This is a genomic window from Erwinia phyllosphaerae (genome assembly GCF_019132875.1).
Classification (GTDB): Bacteria; Pseudomonadota; Gammaproteobacteria; order Enterobacterales; family Enterobacteriaceae; genus Erwinia; species Erwinia phyllosphaerae.
Window position 1 is genome coordinate 18,347 of the sequence record NZ_JAHSPF010000005.1, and the last position, 17,177, is coordinate 35,523.

Sequence of the window (17,177 nt, forward strand, 5' to 3'; positions counted from 1 at the left end):
CGCTGATCAAACCCCAATTTTAGCCTGCGCGCCGCCGAGGGTTAACGTGCTTATGGTCCGCCACGGCGGACGTCAAGGAGAGGTGTGTGAGGCAATTGCCGAGGATTCTGCTACTAACCGGCGCAATAATCGTCGTTATTATTGCGCTGCTGGTCAGCGGCCTGCGTCTGGCAATGCCGCATATGAACAGCTGGCGTGAACCTCTTTTGCAGCGCGTCTCCTCCGCCATCGACATGCCCGTTCAGGCTAACTTTCTGCAGGGTCGTTGGGAAAACTTTGGGCCGGTGCTGGAGATCAAAGCGGTTCGGGTCGGCCTGAAAGATGGCGGTACGCTCAAGGTAGGACGCGTCACGCTGGCGCTGGACGTCTGGCAGTCGCTGCTGCATCTGCGGCCACAGTTCCGCGATCTCACTTTCTGGCAGCTTGACCTGGTCACTAACACGCCGTTGACCTCTGGCGACAGTGGCAAAATGCAGCTTAAGCCGGGTCAGTTCAGCGATCTTTTTCTGCGCCAGTTTGACCATTTCGATCTGCGTGAAAGCCAGATCAGTTTTCTGACGCTTTCCGGCCAGCGCGCGAAGCTGGCGATCCCGCAATTGACCTGGCTAAATGAAAAAACGCGCCATCGGGCAGAAGGACTGGTCAGCCTCTCCAGCTTTACCGGGCAGCACGGCGTGGTGCAGGTGCGCCTCGATTTAAGCGATACCAACGGCTACCTTGATACCGGCCGCGCCTGGATGCAGGCCGATGATGTGGATGTCCGGCCCTGGCTGGGACAGTGGATGCAGGACAACACCAGCCTGCAAAGCGCGCGCTTCTCGCTGGCGGCGTGGATGAGCCTGCAGGACGGCGAAATCCACAGCGGCGATATTCTGCTGAAAAAAGGCGGCGCGCAGTGGCACGGCGACAAACAGTCCCATCACTTTACCGTGGATAACGTCACGGCCCATGTCGATCGTTTTGAGCAAGGCTGGCGCGTAGAAGTACCTCAGACCAATCTGAGCACCGACGGGCAAGCCTGGCCGCGCGGGCGCGTTTCACTGCTGTGGCTGCCGGAAAGCACCCTGGGCCCTGGCAGACCAGAAGAGCTACGCGTGCGCGCCACCCATCTGGCGCTGGAACGCTTTGACGCTTTGCTTCCTCTGTTTTCAAAAGCGACGCCTACGCTGCTGGCGAACTGGCGTGCGCTTCAGCCGCGCGGAGAAATTAAGGCGCTGGCTGCCGATATTCCGCTTCAGCAGCCGGAGCAAACCCGTTTTCAGGCCAGCTGGCAGGATCTGAGCTGGCAGTACTGGGAACTGCTGCCGGGAATGGAACACCTTAACGGTTCGCTGGCGGGTAGCGTAGCGGACGGCAAACTGAACTTCAGCCTGAAAAACGCTACGCTGCCTTATGGCACTATGTTTCGTGCGCCGCTGGAAATCAGCCAGGCTACCGGCGCGTTTAGCTGGCAAACCGGTAATGATGGCCTGAAGCTGTCAGGCAAAGACCTGGACGTACAGGCGCGATCGCTGTGGGCCAGAGGGGACTTTAGCTATGCTCAGCACAAAGACCAGGCACCGCGACTGGACATTCTGGCCGGTATCAACCTGACTAATGCGGGCGATGCGTGGCGCTATTTCCCGGAGCCGCTGATGGGCACGAAGCTGGTTGACTATCTGGGTGGCGCCATCAAAGGCGGTCACGTTAATAACGCCACGCTGCTGTTTGCGGGCAATCCCGAACTTTTCCCCTTCAAGCATAACGACGGCATGTTCCAGGTCTGGGTGCCGTTACGCCAGGCGACCTATCAGTTCCAGCCGGGCTGGCCGGATCTGCAAAAGCTGGATATCAATCTGAACTTTTTAAACGATGGACTGTTTATGAAGGCGCAGCAGACGCTGCTAGGCAAGGTGCAGGGCAGAAATATCGCGGCGGCTATTCCTGATTATATGAAGGAAAGGCTGATTATCGACAGCGATATCAGCGGCTCGGGCCTGGAGATAGGGCGCTACTTCAATCAGACACCGCTTAAGTCCTCGCTGGGTGCCGCGCTTGATGAACTCCAGGTGGGCGGCGATGTAAGCGGTCGCTTACATTTAAATATCCCGCTGGATGGGGAAAAGGTGAAAGCTAGCGGCGACGTCAATCTGCGCGACAATGCCCTGTTCATCAAGCCGCTCAACAGCACCATTAAACAGCTCAGTGGCCGCTTCACTTACGACAACGGTAATCTGCAAAGCGGCCCCCTGACCGCAAGCTGGTTTGGGCAGCCCATTAACGTCACCTTTAATACGCAGGAAGGCGAGAAAGACTACCAGATTGGCGTAGATCTGAAAGGCGACTGGCAGCCCGCTAAAACAGAGGGTGTTCCTTCTGCGCTGAAGGAAAAGCTGGGCGGTTCCGCCAGCTGGCAAAGTGCGGTGCAAATTGCGCTACCGCACGGCGGCGGGGCGAACTATAAGATAGCGCTGACGGGCGACTTGAAAAATGTAAGCAGTCACTTACCGTCGCCGCTGGATAAGCCGCAGAATGAAGCGATGCCGGTTAAAGTAGAAGCGCAGGGAAATCTTTCGGCATTTACGCTGCACGGCGCGGTTGGTGAAAATCATCGCTTTAACAGCCGCTGGCTGCTGGGCAAACAGCTGCGCGTCGATCGTGGCGTCTGGGAAAACAACGCGACGCGAACGCCCGACCTGCCGGAAACGTCCGGTATGGTGCTCAACCTGCCGCCGCTGGATGGCGAGGCCTGGCTGGGTCTGCTGGCAGGCGGTTCGGGCGCTGCTGGCGCCTCAGGCAAAGGGCAGGCTTATCTCCCCGGCAATATCACGTTACGGACGCCCGCTTTAACGCTGGGCGGTCAGCGCTGGCAGGATCTGCAGGTCACGCTAAGCCAGACGGTGTCAGGCGAAAACGTCGTGCAGGCTAAAGGGCGTGAAATCAACGGCAAGCTGGTGATGAAGCAGCATTCGCCGTGGCAGGGCCAGCTTACTTATCTTTATTACAACCCACAGTGGTCAGACGCCGGCGGCGCTTCGCCGTTTGGTGACGATAAAGCGAAGGGCATCGATTTCAGCAGCTGGCCCGCTCTGAATCTGAACTGCGACGAGTGCTGGCTGCGTGGACAACGCTTTGGTCGTATCCAGGCGAATCTCAGCCACACCAGCGACACGCTGACCTTACAAAATGGCCTGATTGATACCGGAAAGGCTCGTCTCAAGGTAGAGGGTGAATGGGTCAACCGTCCTGGCGCGCAACGCACGGCGCTGAAGGGCACGCTTAGCGGCGCAAAAATCAATGAAGCTACCGGCTGGTTTGGCGTTAATTCGCCTTTAAAGGATGCACCCTTCAATATTCACTACGATCTGCACTGGCAGGCAGCACCGTGGCAGCCGTCGGTAACTACGCTGAGCGGCCTGCTGAAATCCCATTTCGGTGCGGGGCAAATTGCGGATGTGAACACCGGAGCCGCCGGACAGATACTGCGCCTGATGAGCTTTGACGCGCTGCTACGCAAGCTGCGCCTCGATTTTTCAGATACTTTCAGCCAGGGCTTCTATTTTGATTCCGTCAACGGCACTGCCTGGATTGAAAAAGGCGTATTGCATACCGATAACCTGCTGGTGGACGGGCTGGAAGCCGATATCGCCATGCAGGGTAAACTTGACCTGGTGAAGCGGCAGATTGATATGGAAGCGGTCGTCGCGCCGGAAATCTCCGCTACCGTCGGCGTGGCAACGGCATTTGCGGTCAATCCGGTTATCGGCGCGGCGGTTTTTGCCGCCAGTAAGGTGCTGGGACCGCTGTGGCATAAAATTTCGGTGCTGCGCTATCATATCTCCGGGCCGATGGATAAGCCGCAGATTGACGAAGTGCTGCGTAAACCGCGGGAAAAGAGCGCGAAGTGAATTTGACGTGACCGGGGAATTGCCTCAGGCTATAGAGAATAACCGCCAGCGACGACTGGCTCCCTAACAGAGCGAGAATACATGAGTCTGAATCTGGTAAGTGAACAGTTACTAACTGCTAATAATATCAACCAACAGGATCTCTTTTCCCTTCTCGGTCAGCTCTCTGAACGCAAGCTGGATTATGCAGATCTCTACTTTCAGTCCAGCTACCACGAATCCTGGGTGCTGGAAGACCGGATTATTAAAGACGGCTCCTGGAATATTGACCAGGGCGTTGGCGTGCGCGCCATCAGCGGCGAAAAAACGGGCTTCGCCTATGCCGACCAGATAACCCTTAACGCCCTGACGCAAAGCGCGACGGCCGCTCGCAGCATCGTGCGCGAGCAGGGCAACGGCAAAGCGCATACGCTTGGCGCAGTCCTGAACCGCCAGCTCTATCCTGCCGTTGACCCGCTGCAAAGCCTCACGCGTGAAGAAAAAATCGCCTTGCTGCATCGCGTTGATGCGGCGGCGCGCGCGGCAGACAAACGCGTGCAGGAAGTCAGCGCCAGCCTTAGCGGCGTGTATGAAATGGTGCTGGTTGCCGCTACCGACGGCACGCTGGCGGCTGATGTCCGTCCGCTGGTACGCCTTTCCGTCAGCGTACAGGTAGAAGATAACGGCAAGCGTGAACGCGGCTCCAGCGGCGGCGGCGGACGTTTTGGCTACGAGTTTTTCCTGGCGGACGAGTCGGGCGAAATTCGTGCGGAAGCCTGGGCGCGTGAAGCGGTGCGTATGGCGCTGGTCAATCTTAGCGCCGTGGCCGCACCGGCAGGCACTATTCCCGTCGTGCTTGGCGCGGGCTGGCCGGGCGTGCTGCTGCATGAAGCGGTAGGCCACGGCCTGGAAGGCGACTTTAACCGTCGCGGCACCTCGGTATTCAGCGGGCAGATGGGGCAGAAAGTGGCGTCCGATCTGTGCACCGTAGTGGATGATGGTACCATCGAAGGCCTGCGCGGCTCGCTGGCGGTAGATGACGAAGGCGTGCCGGGTCAGTATAACGTGCTGATTGAAAACGGCATTCTGAAAGGTTATATGCAGGATAAGCTCAATGCGCGCCTGATGGGCGTTAAGCCTACCGGCAACGGCCGCCGTGAATCTTATGCGCACCTGCCGATGCCGCGTATGACCAATACCTATATGCTGGCCGGAAAATCTACGCCGGAAGAGATCATTGCCAGCGTAGAGTACGGCCTTTATGCGCCAAACTTCGGCGGCGGTCAGGTAGATATCACTTCCGGTAAGTTTGTTTTCTCAACGTCCGAAGCCTATCTGATCGAGAACGGCAAGGTGACTAAACCGGTGAAGGGCGCAACCTTAATCGGTTCCGGTATTGAAGCGATGCAGCAAATCTCGATGGTTGGCAACGATCTGGCGCTGGACAAAGGCGTTGGCGTTTGCGGCAAAGAGGGGCAAAGCCTGCCGGTTGGCGTCGGCCAGCCAACGTTGAAGCTGGACAAGCTGACCGTAGGCGGCACCGCCTGACAGGGTTATCTGAGGCATAATGAGGCGGAGTGCGTTTTAGCGCGCTCCGCTTTTTTTTGCCGTCACATTATTCCTGCCGGTACTCCTGATAAATATCCGCCACCTTGTGGAAATAATCCGTCAGGTAGTTAATGCAAACCTGAACCTTCAGCGGCAGCTTATCTTTTTGCGTGTAGACCGCATAAACCGGCCTGGGGTCGGACTGATAGTGCGCAAACAGAATCTCAACCTTGCCCGCGTTAATTTCATCAATTACCCACATTAAAGGCACATAGGCGATGCCCGTTCCGGCCACCAGCCAGCGGATCAGCGTCTGTGAATCGTTAGTGGCAAAACGTCCCTGTGGCGAAAGGCGAATAGCGCTGCCTTCTGGCGAGGTCAGCTCGAAATCGTTATCGGGCCGCACGCTATATTCCAGCCAGGAAAAATTACCAATATCAGACGGTTTTTCCGGCGTGCCGTGCTGCGCCAGATAGCTTTTGGCGGCGCATACCACCATCGGCATGGAGCCAAGCCGCCGGGAAAAAAGGCTGGAATCACGCAGCGCGCCCACGCGGATCACCAGATCTAACCCGTCGGCGATCAAATCAGGAGCGGGAATGCCGGTAACGAGATTGACCGTCAGGCCGGGATACTCTTTCAGCATTTCGGCGGTCATATTCGCCAGCACGTTCTGCGCCATTGTCGAGGAACTGCCGATACGCAGTGTGCCAACAGGAGTATTGTTAAATGCGTATAGCTGCTCATGGACCTGCTGCGCTTCTGACATCATGCGGCGGCAGCCCTGAAAATAGATTTTTCCGGCTTCGGTCAGACCAAGGCTGCGCGTGCTGCGGTTCAGCAGCTTAACCTGAAGTTCATCTTCCAGCCGCGCGACGATCTGGCTGACGGCGGAAACGCTCATCTGCAGATGGCTGGCCGCCGCCGTAAAAGAACCCAGTTCGACCACGCGGGCGAACACGGACATGCCTTTCATTCTTTCCATTATTAACTCTGGCTTAAAAGTGATTTAGATCACATTTGGTAGAAAACAGATAGTCAGCCGCGTTACTATAGCACCGCCGGGTCACGATTCCGTCACCTGTCTCGCCAAAATGCTGGCTCCTGAATACGCTATTATTCATAGAGCGCCGGTTATGATAAGACCGCACGCGGTGAATCTGACATCATCACCTGTAGAGCAGCTGCTACCCCGTCCAGGGCGGCAGAAGATGTGTGGCGAAAGGAATGCCCGGTAAACCCGACAAGGATAAGAGATGAGTGTGCTTCCGGTTATTGTGATATTTGGGCTCTCCTTCCCGCCCATATTTTTTGAAATTATCGTGTCATTGATGCTGTTCTGGCTGGTGCGACGTTTGCTTACGCCCACCGGGATCTATGACCTGGTCTGGCATCCTGCTTTATTTAATACAGCACTTTACTGCTGCCTGTTCTACCTGGTTTCCCGATTGTTTGTCTGAGGTCATAGTGAAAGCGTTAACAAGAAAAATTTCCCGGTTCGCCATCACCCTTATCCTGGTTGCGATCGCTGTTGTTGGTATTTTCCACGTGTGGGTTTACTACACCGAATCACCCTGGACCCGTGACGCTAAATTTACGGCAGATGTCGTCGCTATTGCACCGGACGTCAGCGGGCTGATTACCGATGTGCGCGTGCGCGATAACCAGCTGGTGAAGAAAGATCAGGTGCTGTTTGTTGTCGATCAGCCACGCTATCAGCAGGCGCTGAACGAAGCGGAAGCGGACGTCGCCTATTATCAGGCGCTGGTTAGCGAAAAACGTCGTGAGGCGAGCCGCCGCAATCAGCTTGGCGTCTCCGCCATGTCTCGTGAAGCCATTGAGCAATCCAATAATGACTATCAGACCAGTGAACATCAGCTGGCAAAAGCGGTAGCAACGCGCGATACCGCTAAGCTGGATCTGGAGCGCACCGTGGTAAAAGCGCCGGCAGATGGCTGGATAACGAACCTCAACGTCTATCGCGGCGAATTCATTACGCGCGGCTCTACCGCCGTGGCGCTGGTTCAGCAGCATACTTTCTACGTGCTGGCCTATATGGAAGAGACCAAGCTGGAAGGCGTGCGCCCTGGCTACCGCGTTGAGATTACCCCGCTGGGCAGTAATCGCGTGCTGCACGGCACCGTAGACAGCGTTGCCGCTGGCGTAACCAACAGCAGCAGCTCCATAGACAGTAAAGGCATGGCGACCATTGATTCCAATCTGGAATGGGTTCGTCTGGCACAGCGCGTGCCGGTACGTATCCATCTGGATCAGCAGCCGGGCAATCTTTATCCTTCCGGCACCACGGCTACCGTGATCGTAACCGGTGAGAAAGATCGCCAGCCGCAAGAAATGTCGCCGATGATGAAACTGATGCATCGTCTGCGCGAGTTCGGCTAAGCGCCATGTGGTATCAACTGCGCTTCCCGATCAAGCTGACCTTTGCGATTTTACTGGCGCTGCTGATTGGCTTTCATTTTAATCTGGAAACGCCACGCTGGGCGGTGATGACTGCCTGTATCGTCGCGGGCGGCACGGCCTTTGCCGCGGGCGGCGATCCTTTCTCTGGGGCGCTGCGCCACCGTGGCATGCTGCGTATTATCGGGACCTTTCTCGGCTGTATCGCTGCGCTGACCATTATGATTGCCACTATCCGTGCACCGGTGGTGATGCTGCTGCTGTGCTGCCTGTGGGCCGGTTTTTGCGTCTGGCTTTCTTCGCTTATTCGGGTAGAGAACTCTTATGCGCTGGGTCTGGCGGGCTACACGGCTTTGATTATCGTGGTCAGCGTGGACGCTAACGGCTCGCTGCTGCTGGCACCGCAGTTTGCCGTCGAGCGCTGTAGCGAAATCATTATCGGTATCGTCTGCGCTATCCTGGCCGATATGCTGTTTTCTCCCCGCTCCATTAAGCAGGATATTGACCGGGCTATCGACGGGCTGCTGGTCGATCAGTACAAGCTAATGCAGCTTTGCGTAGCGCACGGCGACAGGGACGAGGTAGATAAAAGCTGGGCCGATCTGGTACGCCGCACCACCGCGTTGAACGGCATGCGTACTCATCTGCTGATGGAGTCCGGCCGCTGGCATAAGGCTGACAGACGCTTACGGGCATTAAACACGCTTTCGCTGACCTTGATTACCCAGGCCTGTGAAACCTTTCTGATTCAAAACACGCGTCAGGAATATATCCCGCCGCAGTTTCACCTCTTTTTTGAAAAGCCGGTCGAAAACGTGGCGGACGTTCACAAGCGCATGAAATTGATGCGCCGTGTTATTACCGCCAGCGGCAGCAAGAATACGCCGCTTACCGTCAGCAACTGGGTAGGGGCCGCTTCGCGTTATCTGCTGCTGCTAAAAGGCACCAAAACCAACAGCAGTATTAGTCGTCTGGAAGAAGAAGTCCTGGATGGCGAACCCGTAGTGAAAATGCGCTCGGCGGAAACTCGTCACGCGCTGATTAACGGCGTGCGCACCTTTGTAGCGACGGCGGTCGGCTCGCTGTTCTGGCTGTGGAGCGGCTGGACGTCCGGCAGCGGCGCAATGGTAATGCTTGCCGTTATCACCGCGCTGGCAATGCGCATGCCCAATCCGCTGATGATGGCAAAAGACTTTCTGTACGGCATGATCGTGGCCATTCCGCTTGGCTCGCTTTATTACATGTTTATCATGCCCGCCACGCAGCAAAGCATGCTGCTGCTCTGTATCTGCCTGGGCGTCATGGCGTTTATCGGCGGTATCCTTATTCAGCGTCGGCAAATTGGCACGCTTGGCGCGCTGGTGGGCACTATCAATATCCTGACGCTGGATAATCCCATGACCTTTAACGTCACCGCGTTTCTGGACAACGCGCTGGGTCAGGCTATCGGCTGTTTTGTGGCATTAATTGTGATTCTGCTGATCCGCGATACCTCTAAGGCGCGTATCGGCCGTACGCTGTTAAACCGGTTTATGTATTCGGCCGTGGCGGCGATGACCACTAACCAGCTGCGCCGTCGTGAAAACCATTTGCCAGCGCTTTATCAACAGCTGTTTATGCTGCTGAATATTTTCCCCGGCGATATTAATAAGTTCCGTATCGCATTAACGCTGATTATCAGCCATCAGCGCCTGCGCGATGCCGATATCCCCGTTAACAGCGATCTGTCCTCCTTCCACAAACAGCTGCGCCATACGGCGGATCGCGTCATCTCTGCGAGCAGCGACGCCAAAAGGCATCGCTATTTTGAACGTCTGCTGGCGGAACTGCATATTTATCAGGAGAAGCTGGTGCAGTATGAAGCGCCGCTAAGCGTGACGGAACCCGTGCAGCGTCTGGTCACTATGCTGAAAAAATACCAGACCACGTTGCTGCAAATCTAATCCTTCCCGGCTACAAACCTGCCGTGCCTGAACAGCGCGGCTTTTACCTACTCTGTTACCAATCTGAGATCTGCTACGCAGGCTGCCATCTATACTTATCCCAACGCTAACTCAACGGGAGAACAGGATGAGCACTTCGCTTTCTGACCACGAATTATTCCAGACTGGTTATTTCACTAACGGCCAGTGGCAGCATACGGACGCGACTTTTGACGTAGTGAATCCGGCAACGGGTGAGGTCGTCGCACAGGTCGCACGTGCCGGGAAAGAGGAAACCGAGCGGGCGATTGCCGCAGCCAAAGAGGCGTTTCCAGCCTGGCGTGCGAAAACGGCTAAAGAGCGCAGCGAAATTCTTTACCGCTGGTATCAGCTGATTATCGATAACAAAGCCTGGCTGGGCAAACTGATGACCGCCGAACAGGGCAAACCGGTGAAGGAAGCCGAAGGCGAGGTCGATTACGCCGCCAGCTTTATTCAGTGGTTTGCCGAGCAGGCCAAGCGCGCTAACGGCGAAATTATTCCACCGGCCAAAGCGGGCTCGCGCATTCTGGCCACGCGCGAGCCTGTCGGCGTTGTGGCGGCTATCACGCCCTGGAACTTCCCTATGGCAATGTTGACCCGCAAGCTTGGCCCTGCGCTGGCGGCTGGCTGTACCGGCATTATCAAACCGGCCAACAATACGCCGCTATCGGCCTTTGCTCTGGTGGCGCTGGCTAAAAAAGCGGGCGTACCGGATGGCGTGCTTAACGCCGTCGCGGGCGATACTAAAGCGATAAGCGAAGCCATCATGGCCAGCTCTACCGTCAGGAAAATCTCTTTTACCGGTTCGACAGAGGTAGGCAAGCTGCTGATGCGTAATGCGGCGGAGACCATGAAAAAAGTCTCTATGGAGCTGGGCGGCAACGCGCCCTATATCGTTTTTGATGATGCGGATATCGACGCGGCGGTTAAAGGTGCTATTGCCAATAAGTTCCGCAATGCGGGCCAGGTCTGCGTCAGCGTCAACCGTTTCTACATTCATAACAGCGTTTACGATCGCTTCGTTAGCCAGCTGGCAGAAGAGGTTAACCAGCTGAAAGTGGGTAACGGCATGGAGGAGGGCGTGGTCGTTGGGCCGCTGATTGAAGCTTCCGCCGTGAAAAAAGTGGAAGAGCACGTTAACGATGCGAAAGCGAAGGGCGGGAAAATTGTGGCCGGCGGCGAGCGACATCAGCTGGGCGGCAATTTCTGGCAGCCGACGGTCATTGCCGAAGCCAACGAAACCATGCAGCTGGCAAAAGAAGAAACCTTTGGCCCGGTTGCCGCCTGCTTTCGGTTTGACAGCGAAGAAGAGGTTATTCAACGCGCTAACGACACGGAGTTTGGCCTGGCGGCCTATTTCTATACGCGCGACGTTCAGCGGATTTTCCGCGTCGCGGCGGCGCTGGAAAGCGGTATGGTCGGCATTAACGAATGCGCGGTTTCTACCGAACTGGCACCTTTTGGCGGCGTAAAAGAATCGGGGCTGGGCCGGGAAGGCTCGGTGCTGGGACTGGAGGAGTTTTTAGAAGTTAAAGCCCTGCATATCGGGGGCCTGTAACTCACCGGGCGGCCAGGCGTCGCCCAACCGTTTGCCCTGTGGAGCGGCCAGTATGAGAACAGAGATATTTGATTTTAATGAGATTGTAGACCAGGCACATTTCTTCCGGCAGTTTAGCGATCGCTTTGCGCTGGGCGACAGGCTAATTACCGATTTAGATAGTCTGTGGGATGTAGTGAACGACAAAAGCCTGCCGTTACCTTTAGATATCGTTTTTGTTCATCTTGGCTCCGGGCAAAGGCGACGCTATGGCGCATTGATTCTGCTGTTTGACGAAGCGGAAGAAGAACTGGAAGGGCAGCTGCGTTTTAATATCCGTCAGGAAAGATAGAAAAAGGGCCCCGGCGAACGGGGCCAAAGGGTTCGTCAAAGACTGCTTAGGGTACAGCCCGAAGACGAGGAATTATTTATACAGTTCTGCCGTGGCGTGATAGTTGCCGTTATTGTAGGCCTCGATGACGCGATAGGATTTTGCACCCTGCTCGTCAGCTTTCTGAGAAAGCTGCTGGCGAATGGTGGTTGGCGCGCCGTCGATACCGCTTACGCTGATGGTACCGATAGACTGCATATTTTCATTGGCAACCTGTTCGTTGGTAACCAGATTAGCGGCGCTGGCGCCAAAAGAGATAACGGAAGCCAGGCTCAGTACAGCGATAGTCAATTTAGTTTTCATTACAGATGCTCCAGAGTTTAACGATAACCGAAAGGGCTAAAAAACATTTATTATTCTTGGGGTTATCGTGAGATTGTTGGGTACATTACGTCGGTTGTTTACTTACTTGTACAGCTCAGCCGTGGCATGGTAGTTGCCGTTGTTATAGGCCTCTACAATGCGATAAGCCTTCGCGCCTTGCGCTTCAGCTTTCTGATTCAGTTGGGCATTGATATCCATTGGCGCAGCGCTAACGCCGCTGACGCTGACCGTGCCCATAGCCTGCATGTTTTGCGCCTGCTCCGTGTTAACAGAATCAGCTGCAAAAGCACCAAAAGAGAGGGCGGATAACACGCTTAACGCGGCAATCGTAGTTTTAACTTTCATGATATTTTTCCTCGTCACTGTTTTTATCTTGTTTTTAGTGTGATTCACATCACGAAAAGAAGTATAGATCTAATAACGTAAAAAATTAATAGCATGCTAATAATGTTTTGTTGGGATACTTAAGCAATTAACCACCTTTTAATAACGTTCTGTTATAAAAAATGCTTATATTTTGTACCAGTGCAGTTAAATGTACTTAAAAACAGCAGGATAGGTAAATTTAACTATTTGTGCGCTAATCTGCGGCAGATCACACTGCGAGACGGGAGTCTATTACCTGAAGGTGCGAGAAGGGTACGTCCAGCTAGCATATCGTGCTGATTACGACGCTGTCAGGGCATATAAAATAAAGCGCCGACCGAGGTCAGCGCTGAGAGAAAAGGAATATAGCCGCGATGCATACAGGCCTTTTACAGCTCCTGTTCAAATAATTTCAGAACGGAATCGCGCAGGTGATGGATAGTAACGTGGCGAGAAGGCGTAATAAAAATCGTATCGTCCCCGGCAATCGTTCCCAAAATTCCTTCCGGCTTGCCCAGAGAGTCCAGCATCCTGGCGATCAGCTGCGCTGCGCCCGGGCTGGTATGGATAACCAGCAGGGCATCATTGTGGTCGATATCCAGCACCAGATTCTTCAGCGGACTACTGGTCGTAGGCACGCCCAGCTCTGCCGGCAGGCAGTAGACCATCTCCATTTTAGCGTTGCGCGTGCGTACCGCGCCAAAACGGGTCAGCATGCGTGACACCTTTGACTGATTGATATTGTCAAAGCCCTGGTCCTGAAGCGCAGCGACAATCTCGCCCTGCGAGCTAAATTTTTCTTCTTTAAGTAGGGCCTTAAAAGCCTTAATCAAATCTTCTTGTTTTGATGAGTTACGCATAATTTTCGCTAGATGTCAGAAAGAGGTTTCCGGTCAGGGAGACCGTTATTATGCATTTTAGTGAATTTTTATGCAAATGCGCCGCCTTGTTTTTGCTTCTTTTTGCCGCTATCAACCTGCATTCACTGTAAAAGTACAGGAAAAAATTCGCCTAATCGTCTGGCGTCGCGCACAATAAGTGAACGGATTGTTATAATGTTGTTGTGATAATCAGTAGCCATCACCGTTGTACTCAACAACATCATCAACCTGCGGTTGCGAACGGCCTGGCGCTGACGTAATGCGGTCTCTCTCTGCTGCTTTATCCTGTATGATGCGCCGTTGTGCAAAAGAGGGTAAAGGCTTTCGCTCAAGCCTTGCGGGTCATATATGTTCATAACTAAATGAATTCCCGGCACTTCCCTTTCTTAATAATAAGGAGTTTAGGATGAAAGTTTCAGTTCTCGGCGCGGCTGGCGGTATCGGTCAGGCCCTCGCGCTTCTGCTTAAAACCCAGCTTCCGGCAGGTTCAGAACTCTCCCTGTATGATATAGCTCCTGTTACGCCCGGCGTGGCTGTCGATCTCAGCCATATTCCTACGGCGGTCAAGATTAAAGGTTTTAGTGGCGAAGACGCGACGCCTGCTCTACAGGGCGCAGACATCGTGCTGATTTCCGCTGGCGTAGCACGCAAGCCAGGCATGGACCGCGCCGACCTGTTCAACGTGAACGCGGGCATTGTGCGTAATCTGATCGAGCAGGTAGCAGCAACCTGCCCTAAAGCGCTGATCGGTATTATTACTAATCCTGTCAACACTACCGTAGCCATCGCCGCTGAAGTCCTGAAAAAGGCGGGCGTTTATGACAAGAACAAGCTATTTGGCGTCACCACGCTGGATATTATTCGCTCTAATACCTTCGTGGCCGAGCTGAAAAACAAAAATCCGGCGGAACTTAACGTGCCGGTGATCGGCGGTCATTCAGGCGTGACGATTTTACCTTTGCTGTCGCAGATTCCAGGCGTGAGCTTTAGCGAGCAGGAAGTGGCTGACCTGACTAAGCGTATTCAGAATGCCGGTACGGAAGTGGTTGAGGCAAAAGCGGGTGGCGGATCGGCAACCTTGTCGATGGGGCAGGCTGCGGCGAAATTCGGACTATCGCTGGTACGCGCGCTGCAGGGAGAGAGCAACGTCGTGGAGTGCGCCTATGTGGAAGGCGACGGCGCGCATGCTCGCTTCTTTGCCCAGCCGCTGCTGTTAGGGAAAAGCGGTGTGGTAGAGCGTAAGCCAATCGGCACGCTGAGCGCCTTTGAAGAAAAGGCCCTACAAAACATGCTGCAAACGCTGAAACAAGATATCGCCCAGGGCGAAGAATTTGTGAAGTAAGCAAAAGGGCCAGCGTCGCTGGCCCTTCTCTTTAGCTGCCCGGATATTCCAGGACGGTAATCGGCAGCGTCATCTTGTGGTCGTTACGTAAAATATCCACGTCTATCACCGTGCCGGGCCGGATCTCCGCAACCTGATCCATCGTTTCCAGTGCGGAAACGGCAGGCTTGTGGTTCACGCTGGTAATCACATCGTTTACCTGTAGGCCCGCTTTCGCCGCAGGCCCGCCCTGTGCGACGTTAGTCACCACGATCCCCTGAATATGATCGATGCTGGGGTTCTGCCCGTGCATTTGCGGGATTTCCCGGCCGCTGATGCCGATAAAGCCACGGATTACGCGGCCATCCCGAATCAGCTTATCCATTATTTTTGTTGCCAGCGCGGTTGGAATAGCAAAGCCAATGCCTTCAGGCGTCTCGCCATCGTTGCTTTTATCAAACGACAGCGTGTTAATGCCCATCAGCTCGCCCAGCGAGTTAATCAGCGCACCGCCGGAATTGCCTTTATTGATAGAAGCATCGGTTTGCAGGAAATTCTGATAGCGGGAAGGGCTTAAGCCTACGCGTCCGGTAGCGCTGATAATGCCCTGCGTCACCGTCTGACCAATATTATAGGGATTGCCGATGGCCATCACTAAATCGCCGATATGCGCCACGCGCGCGGGATTTATCGGAATGACCGGCAGGCCGGACGCGGTAATTTTCAGTACCGCCAGATCGGTCAGGCTGTCGGAACCTACCAGCATCGCCTCAAAAATTCGGCCATCCTGCAGCGCGACAATAATCTGATCCGCGTTATTAATAACGTGTTTATTGGTTAAAATATAGCCGCGACCGTCCATGATAACGCCGGAACCCAGCGTGCGGATCTCCAGATTATGGGCCGATTCGTTGGCGCTACGATTATAAACATTCACTACCGCAGGCGCGGCGCGGCGAACCGCAGCGTTATAGCTGACGGGCATCTGGCTGGCGCTGTCGTCTTTAGGCATAAAAAAGGTTGTGCCGATACGCAGCCCGGGCAGCGCGACCAGCAGGAGACCCGCCACAACAAGGCCAAGAAGCACTGAACGTAAAAGTTTAGGAAACATGGCTTTAACTGATGAGTGAATGAACGTTGGGCAGGATACCATGAGTCGGGCGGACGCGCAGGTGTCCGCCCAATGTTTTAGCGTAAAAGCAGGTAGATACTTTCGTCGTTGCGGATCACGTTCAGCGCCAGTAGCTCCGGTTTCGCCGCAAGAACCTTACGTAATTCGGCAAGATTCTCAATTCGCGTGCGGTTAAGGCCGACAATAACGTCGCCTTTTTGCAGGCCAAACTGACCGGCCGGAGAAGCCTTATCCACGCCGTCGACGCTAACGCCTTTCGTACCGTCTTTGGCAGCGCCGTCGCTTAACGTCGCGCCCTGTAGGGCTGGGCTCAGCAGTTCGGCGCTGGCGGTCTGGGTGCTGTTATCCAGCTTAACGGTTAGCGTCTGCGGCTTGCCGTCGCGCAGCAGGCCAACCTTCACTTCTTTACCTGGAGGAGTAGTGCCGATTTTCACGCGCAGTGCGGCAAAGCTTTCAACCTGTTTGTCATCAAGGCTGGTGATAATATCGCCCGCTTTGATCCCGGCTTTGGCCGCCGCCGAGCCTGGCAGCACTTCGTTGACGAAGGCGCCGCGCTGAACGTCAACGTTAAAGGCTTTCGCCATCTCCGCCGTCATCTCTGTACCTTTAATTCCCAGCTGGCCGCGCTTCACTTCGCCAAACTCAATCAGCTGCTGCGCAAGATTCATCGCCATATTGCTCGGAATAGCGAAGCCGATACCGATATTGCCGCCCGCAGAAGAGAGAATAGCGGTATTGATGCCGATCAGCTCGCCGTTCAGATTGACCAGCGCGCCGCCGGAGTTACCGCGGTTGATGGCGGCATCGGTCTGGATAAAGTTTTCCAGCCCTTCAAGATTAAGCCCGCTACGCCCCAGCGCCGAGACAATGCCGGAGGTGGCCGTTTGCCCCAGACCAAACGGGTTGCCGATAGCGACGGCGAAGTCGCCAACCTTGAGCTGGTCAGAATCAGCAATTTTGACCTGAGTTAACCCTTTGGCACCGCTAACCTGGATCAGTGCGATATCGGTCTGATCGTCGTGACCGATTAGTTTGGCATCAAAATCCCGGCCGTCGCTCAGCTGCACGCTGATTTTATCGGCGCCGTTGACCACATGGTTATTGGTAAGGATGTAGCCTTTTTCGGCGTTGATCACCACGCCGGATGCCAGTCCTTCAAACGGTTGGGCCTGCTCTTCACCGCCCTGATCTTCCTGGCCAAAAAAGCGTTTCAGCTGTTCAGGAAGTTCCTGCGCCTGGGTCTTTTGCGTGCCTTCCACATGCACACTGACCACCGCAGGCAGCACTTTTTCCAGCATTGGTGCCAGGCTGGGCAGCGGCTGTCCCTGAATTTGTGCAGGCAAAGAGGCCTGCGCGGCTGGCGCTAAACCTATGCTGATGCTCAGAGCTAATGCGCTCAACAATAATGTTTTTTTCATCGCTTTAAGGC

Annotated in this window: 14 protein-coding genes; 8 read left to right on the forward strand and 6 right to left on the reverse strand. The window is 54.9% G+C overall.

The window, feature by feature from the left end:
* Positions 1-86 precede the first annotated feature (86 nt).
* Complete coding sequence (gene yhdP / locus KUE00_RS10305; protein WP_246759785.1) at positions 87-3,887, forward strand: AsmA2 domain-containing protein YhdP; 3,801 nt, start codon at positions 87-89, stop codon at positions 3,885-3,887.
* Between the two features lie 81 nt (positions 3,888-3,968).
* Positions 3,969-5,414 carry a metalloprotease TldD gene (gene tldD, locus KUE00_RS10310; protein WP_246759786.1) on the forward strand — a complete coding sequence of 482 codons (1,446 nt, stop codon included), beginning with the start codon at positions 3,969-3,971 and terminating at the stop codon, positions 5,412-5,414.
* A gap of 67 nt (positions 5,415-5,481) precedes the next feature.
* On the opposite strand, the gene aaeR is transcribed toward tldD, so the two are convergent.
* Positions 5,482-6,399, reverse strand: a complete 918-nt coding sequence (gene aaeR, locus KUE00_RS10315; RefSeq protein ID WP_246759787.1) for an HTH-type transcriptional activator AaeR — start codon at positions 6,397-6,399, stop codon at positions 5,482-5,484.
* Between the two features lie 271 nt (positions 6,400-6,670).
* Here aaeR and aaeX point away from each other — a divergent pair, with 271 nt between their 5' ends.
* The 5 genes from aaeX to KUE00_RS10340 all read left to right on the forward strand — a co-directional run bounded on the left by aaeX (position 6,671) and on the right by KUE00_RS10340 (position 11,685).
* Entirely contained in the window at positions 6,671-6,874 is a 204-nt protein-coding gene (gene aaeX, locus KUE00_RS10320) for a p-hydroxybenzoic acid efflux pump operon protein AaeX (RefSeq protein ID WP_034890367.1), read from the forward strand.
* Positions 6,875-6,881: 7 nt separating this feature from the next.
* Positions 6,882-7,814, forward strand: a complete 933-nt coding sequence (gene aaeA, locus KUE00_RS10325) for a p-hydroxybenzoic acid efflux pump subunit AaeA (RefSeq protein ID WP_246759788.1) — start codon at positions 6,882-6,884, stop codon at positions 7,812-7,814.
* Positions 7,815-7,819: 5 nt separating this feature from the next.
* Positions 7,820-9,775 (forward strand): p-hydroxybenzoic acid efflux pump subunit AaeB, encoded by a 1,956-nt coding sequence (gene aaeB, locus KUE00_RS10330; RefSeq protein ID WP_246759789.1) that lies wholly within the window; start codon positions 7,820-7,822, stop codon positions 9,773-9,775.
* A 127-nt stretch (positions 9,776-9,902) separates the two neighbouring features.
* Positions 9,903-11,354 carry an NAD-dependent succinate-semialdehyde dehydrogenase gene (locus KUE00_RS10335; protein WP_246759790.1) on the forward strand — a complete coding sequence of 484 codons (1,452 nt, stop codon included), beginning with the start codon at positions 9,903-9,905 and terminating at the stop codon, positions 11,352-11,354.
* A gap of 52 nt (positions 11,355-11,406) precedes the next feature.
* On the forward strand, positions 11,407-11,685 hold the full coding sequence (locus KUE00_RS10340) for a barstar family protein (protein ID WP_246759791.1): 279 nt from the start codon (positions 11,407-11,409) through the stop codon (positions 11,683-11,685).
* Positions 11,686-11,757: 72 nt separating this feature from the next.
* On the opposite strand, the gene yhcN (KUE00_RS10345) is transcribed toward KUE00_RS10340, so the two are convergent.
* From yhcN (KUE00_RS10345) to argR, 3 genes are all read right to left on the reverse strand, one after another.
* Positions 11,758-12,027, reverse strand: a complete 270-nt coding sequence (gene yhcN / locus KUE00_RS10345; protein WP_246759793.1) for a peroxide/acid stress response protein YhcN — start codon at positions 12,025-12,027, stop codon at positions 11,758-11,760.
* 102 nt (positions 12,028-12,129) lie between these two features.
* Positions 12,130-12,393 (reverse strand): peroxide/acid stress response protein YhcN, encoded by a 264-nt coding sequence (gene yhcN / locus KUE00_RS10350; protein WP_246759794.1) that lies wholly within the window; start codon positions 12,391-12,393, stop codon positions 12,130-12,132.
* 410 nt (positions 12,394-12,803) lie between these two features.
* Complete coding sequence (gene argR, locus KUE00_RS10355) at positions 12,804-13,274, reverse strand: transcriptional regulator ArgR (protein ID WP_246759795.1); 471 nt, start codon at positions 13,272-13,274, stop codon at positions 12,804-12,806.
* Positions 13,275-13,701: 427 nt separating this feature from the next.
* On the opposite strand from argR, the gene mdh reads away from it, so the two are divergent.
* The gene (mdh, locus tag KUE00_RS10360; RefSeq protein ID WP_246759796.1) at positions 13,702-14,637 is read left to right on the forward strand and encodes a malate dehydrogenase; all 936 of its coding nucleotides are present in this window, start codon (positions 13,702-13,704) and stop codon (positions 14,635-14,637) included.
* Between the two features lie 31 nt (positions 14,638-14,668).
* Here mdh and degS read toward each other — a convergent pair whose 3' ends face one another.
* The gene (degS, locus tag KUE00_RS10365; RefSeq protein ID WP_246759797.1) at positions 14,669-15,727 is read right to left on the reverse strand and encodes an outer membrane-stress sensor serine endopeptidase DegS; all 1,059 of its coding nucleotides are present in this window, start codon (positions 15,725-15,727) and stop codon (positions 14,669-14,671) included.
* 77 nt (positions 15,728-15,804) lie between these two features.
* Positions 15,805-17,166, reverse strand: a complete 1,362-nt coding sequence (gene degQ / locus KUE00_RS10370) for a serine endoprotease DegQ (protein ID WP_246759798.1) — start codon at positions 17,164-17,166, stop codon at positions 15,805-15,807.
* Positions 17,167-17,177 lie beyond the last annotated feature (11 nt).

Coding starts and splice junctions, on each gene's coding strand:
- degS (WP_246759797.1), bottom strand. CDS start 15,727: ATGTTTCCTAAACTTTTACGTTCAGTGCTTCTTGGCCTTGTTGTGGCG.
- KUE00_RS10340 (WP_246759791.1), top strand. CDS start 11,407: ATGAGAACAGAGATATTTGATTTTAATGAGATTGTAGACCAGGCACAT.
- yhcN (WP_246759794.1), bottom strand. CDS start 12,393: ATGAAAGTTAAAACTACGATTGCCGCGTTAAGCGTGTTATCCGCCCTC.
- aaeX (WP_034890367.1), top strand. CDS start 6,671: ATGAGTGTGCTTCCGGTTATTGTGATATTTGGGCTCTCCTTCCCGCCC.
- KUE00_RS10335 (WP_246759790.1), top strand. CDS start 9,903: ATGAGCACTTCGCTTTCTGACCACGAATTATTCCAGACTGGTTATTTC.
- aaeB (WP_246759789.1), top strand. CDS start 7,820: ATGTGGTATCAACTGCGCTTCCCGATCAAGCTGACCTTTGCGATTTTA.
- tldD (WP_246759786.1), top strand. CDS start 3,969: ATGAGTCTGAATCTGGTAAGTGAACAGTTACTAACTGCTAATAATATC.
- degQ (WP_246759798.1), bottom strand. CDS start 17,166: ATGAAAAAAACATTATTGTTGAGCGCATTAGCTCTGAGCATCAGCATA.
- mdh (WP_246759796.1), top strand. CDS start 13,702: ATGAAAGTTTCAGTTCTCGGCGCGGCTGGCGGTATCGGTCAGGCCCTC.
- yhcN (WP_246759793.1), bottom strand. CDS start 12,027: ATGAAAACTAAATTGACTATCGCTGTACTGAGCCTGGCTTCCGTTATC.
- aaeR (WP_246759787.1), bottom strand. CDS start 6,399: ATGGAAAGAATGAAAGGCATGTCCGTGTTCGCCCGCGTGGTCGAACTG.
- argR (WP_246759795.1), bottom strand. CDS start 13,274: ATGCGTAACTCATCAAAACAAGAAGATTTGATTAAGGCTTTTAAGGCC.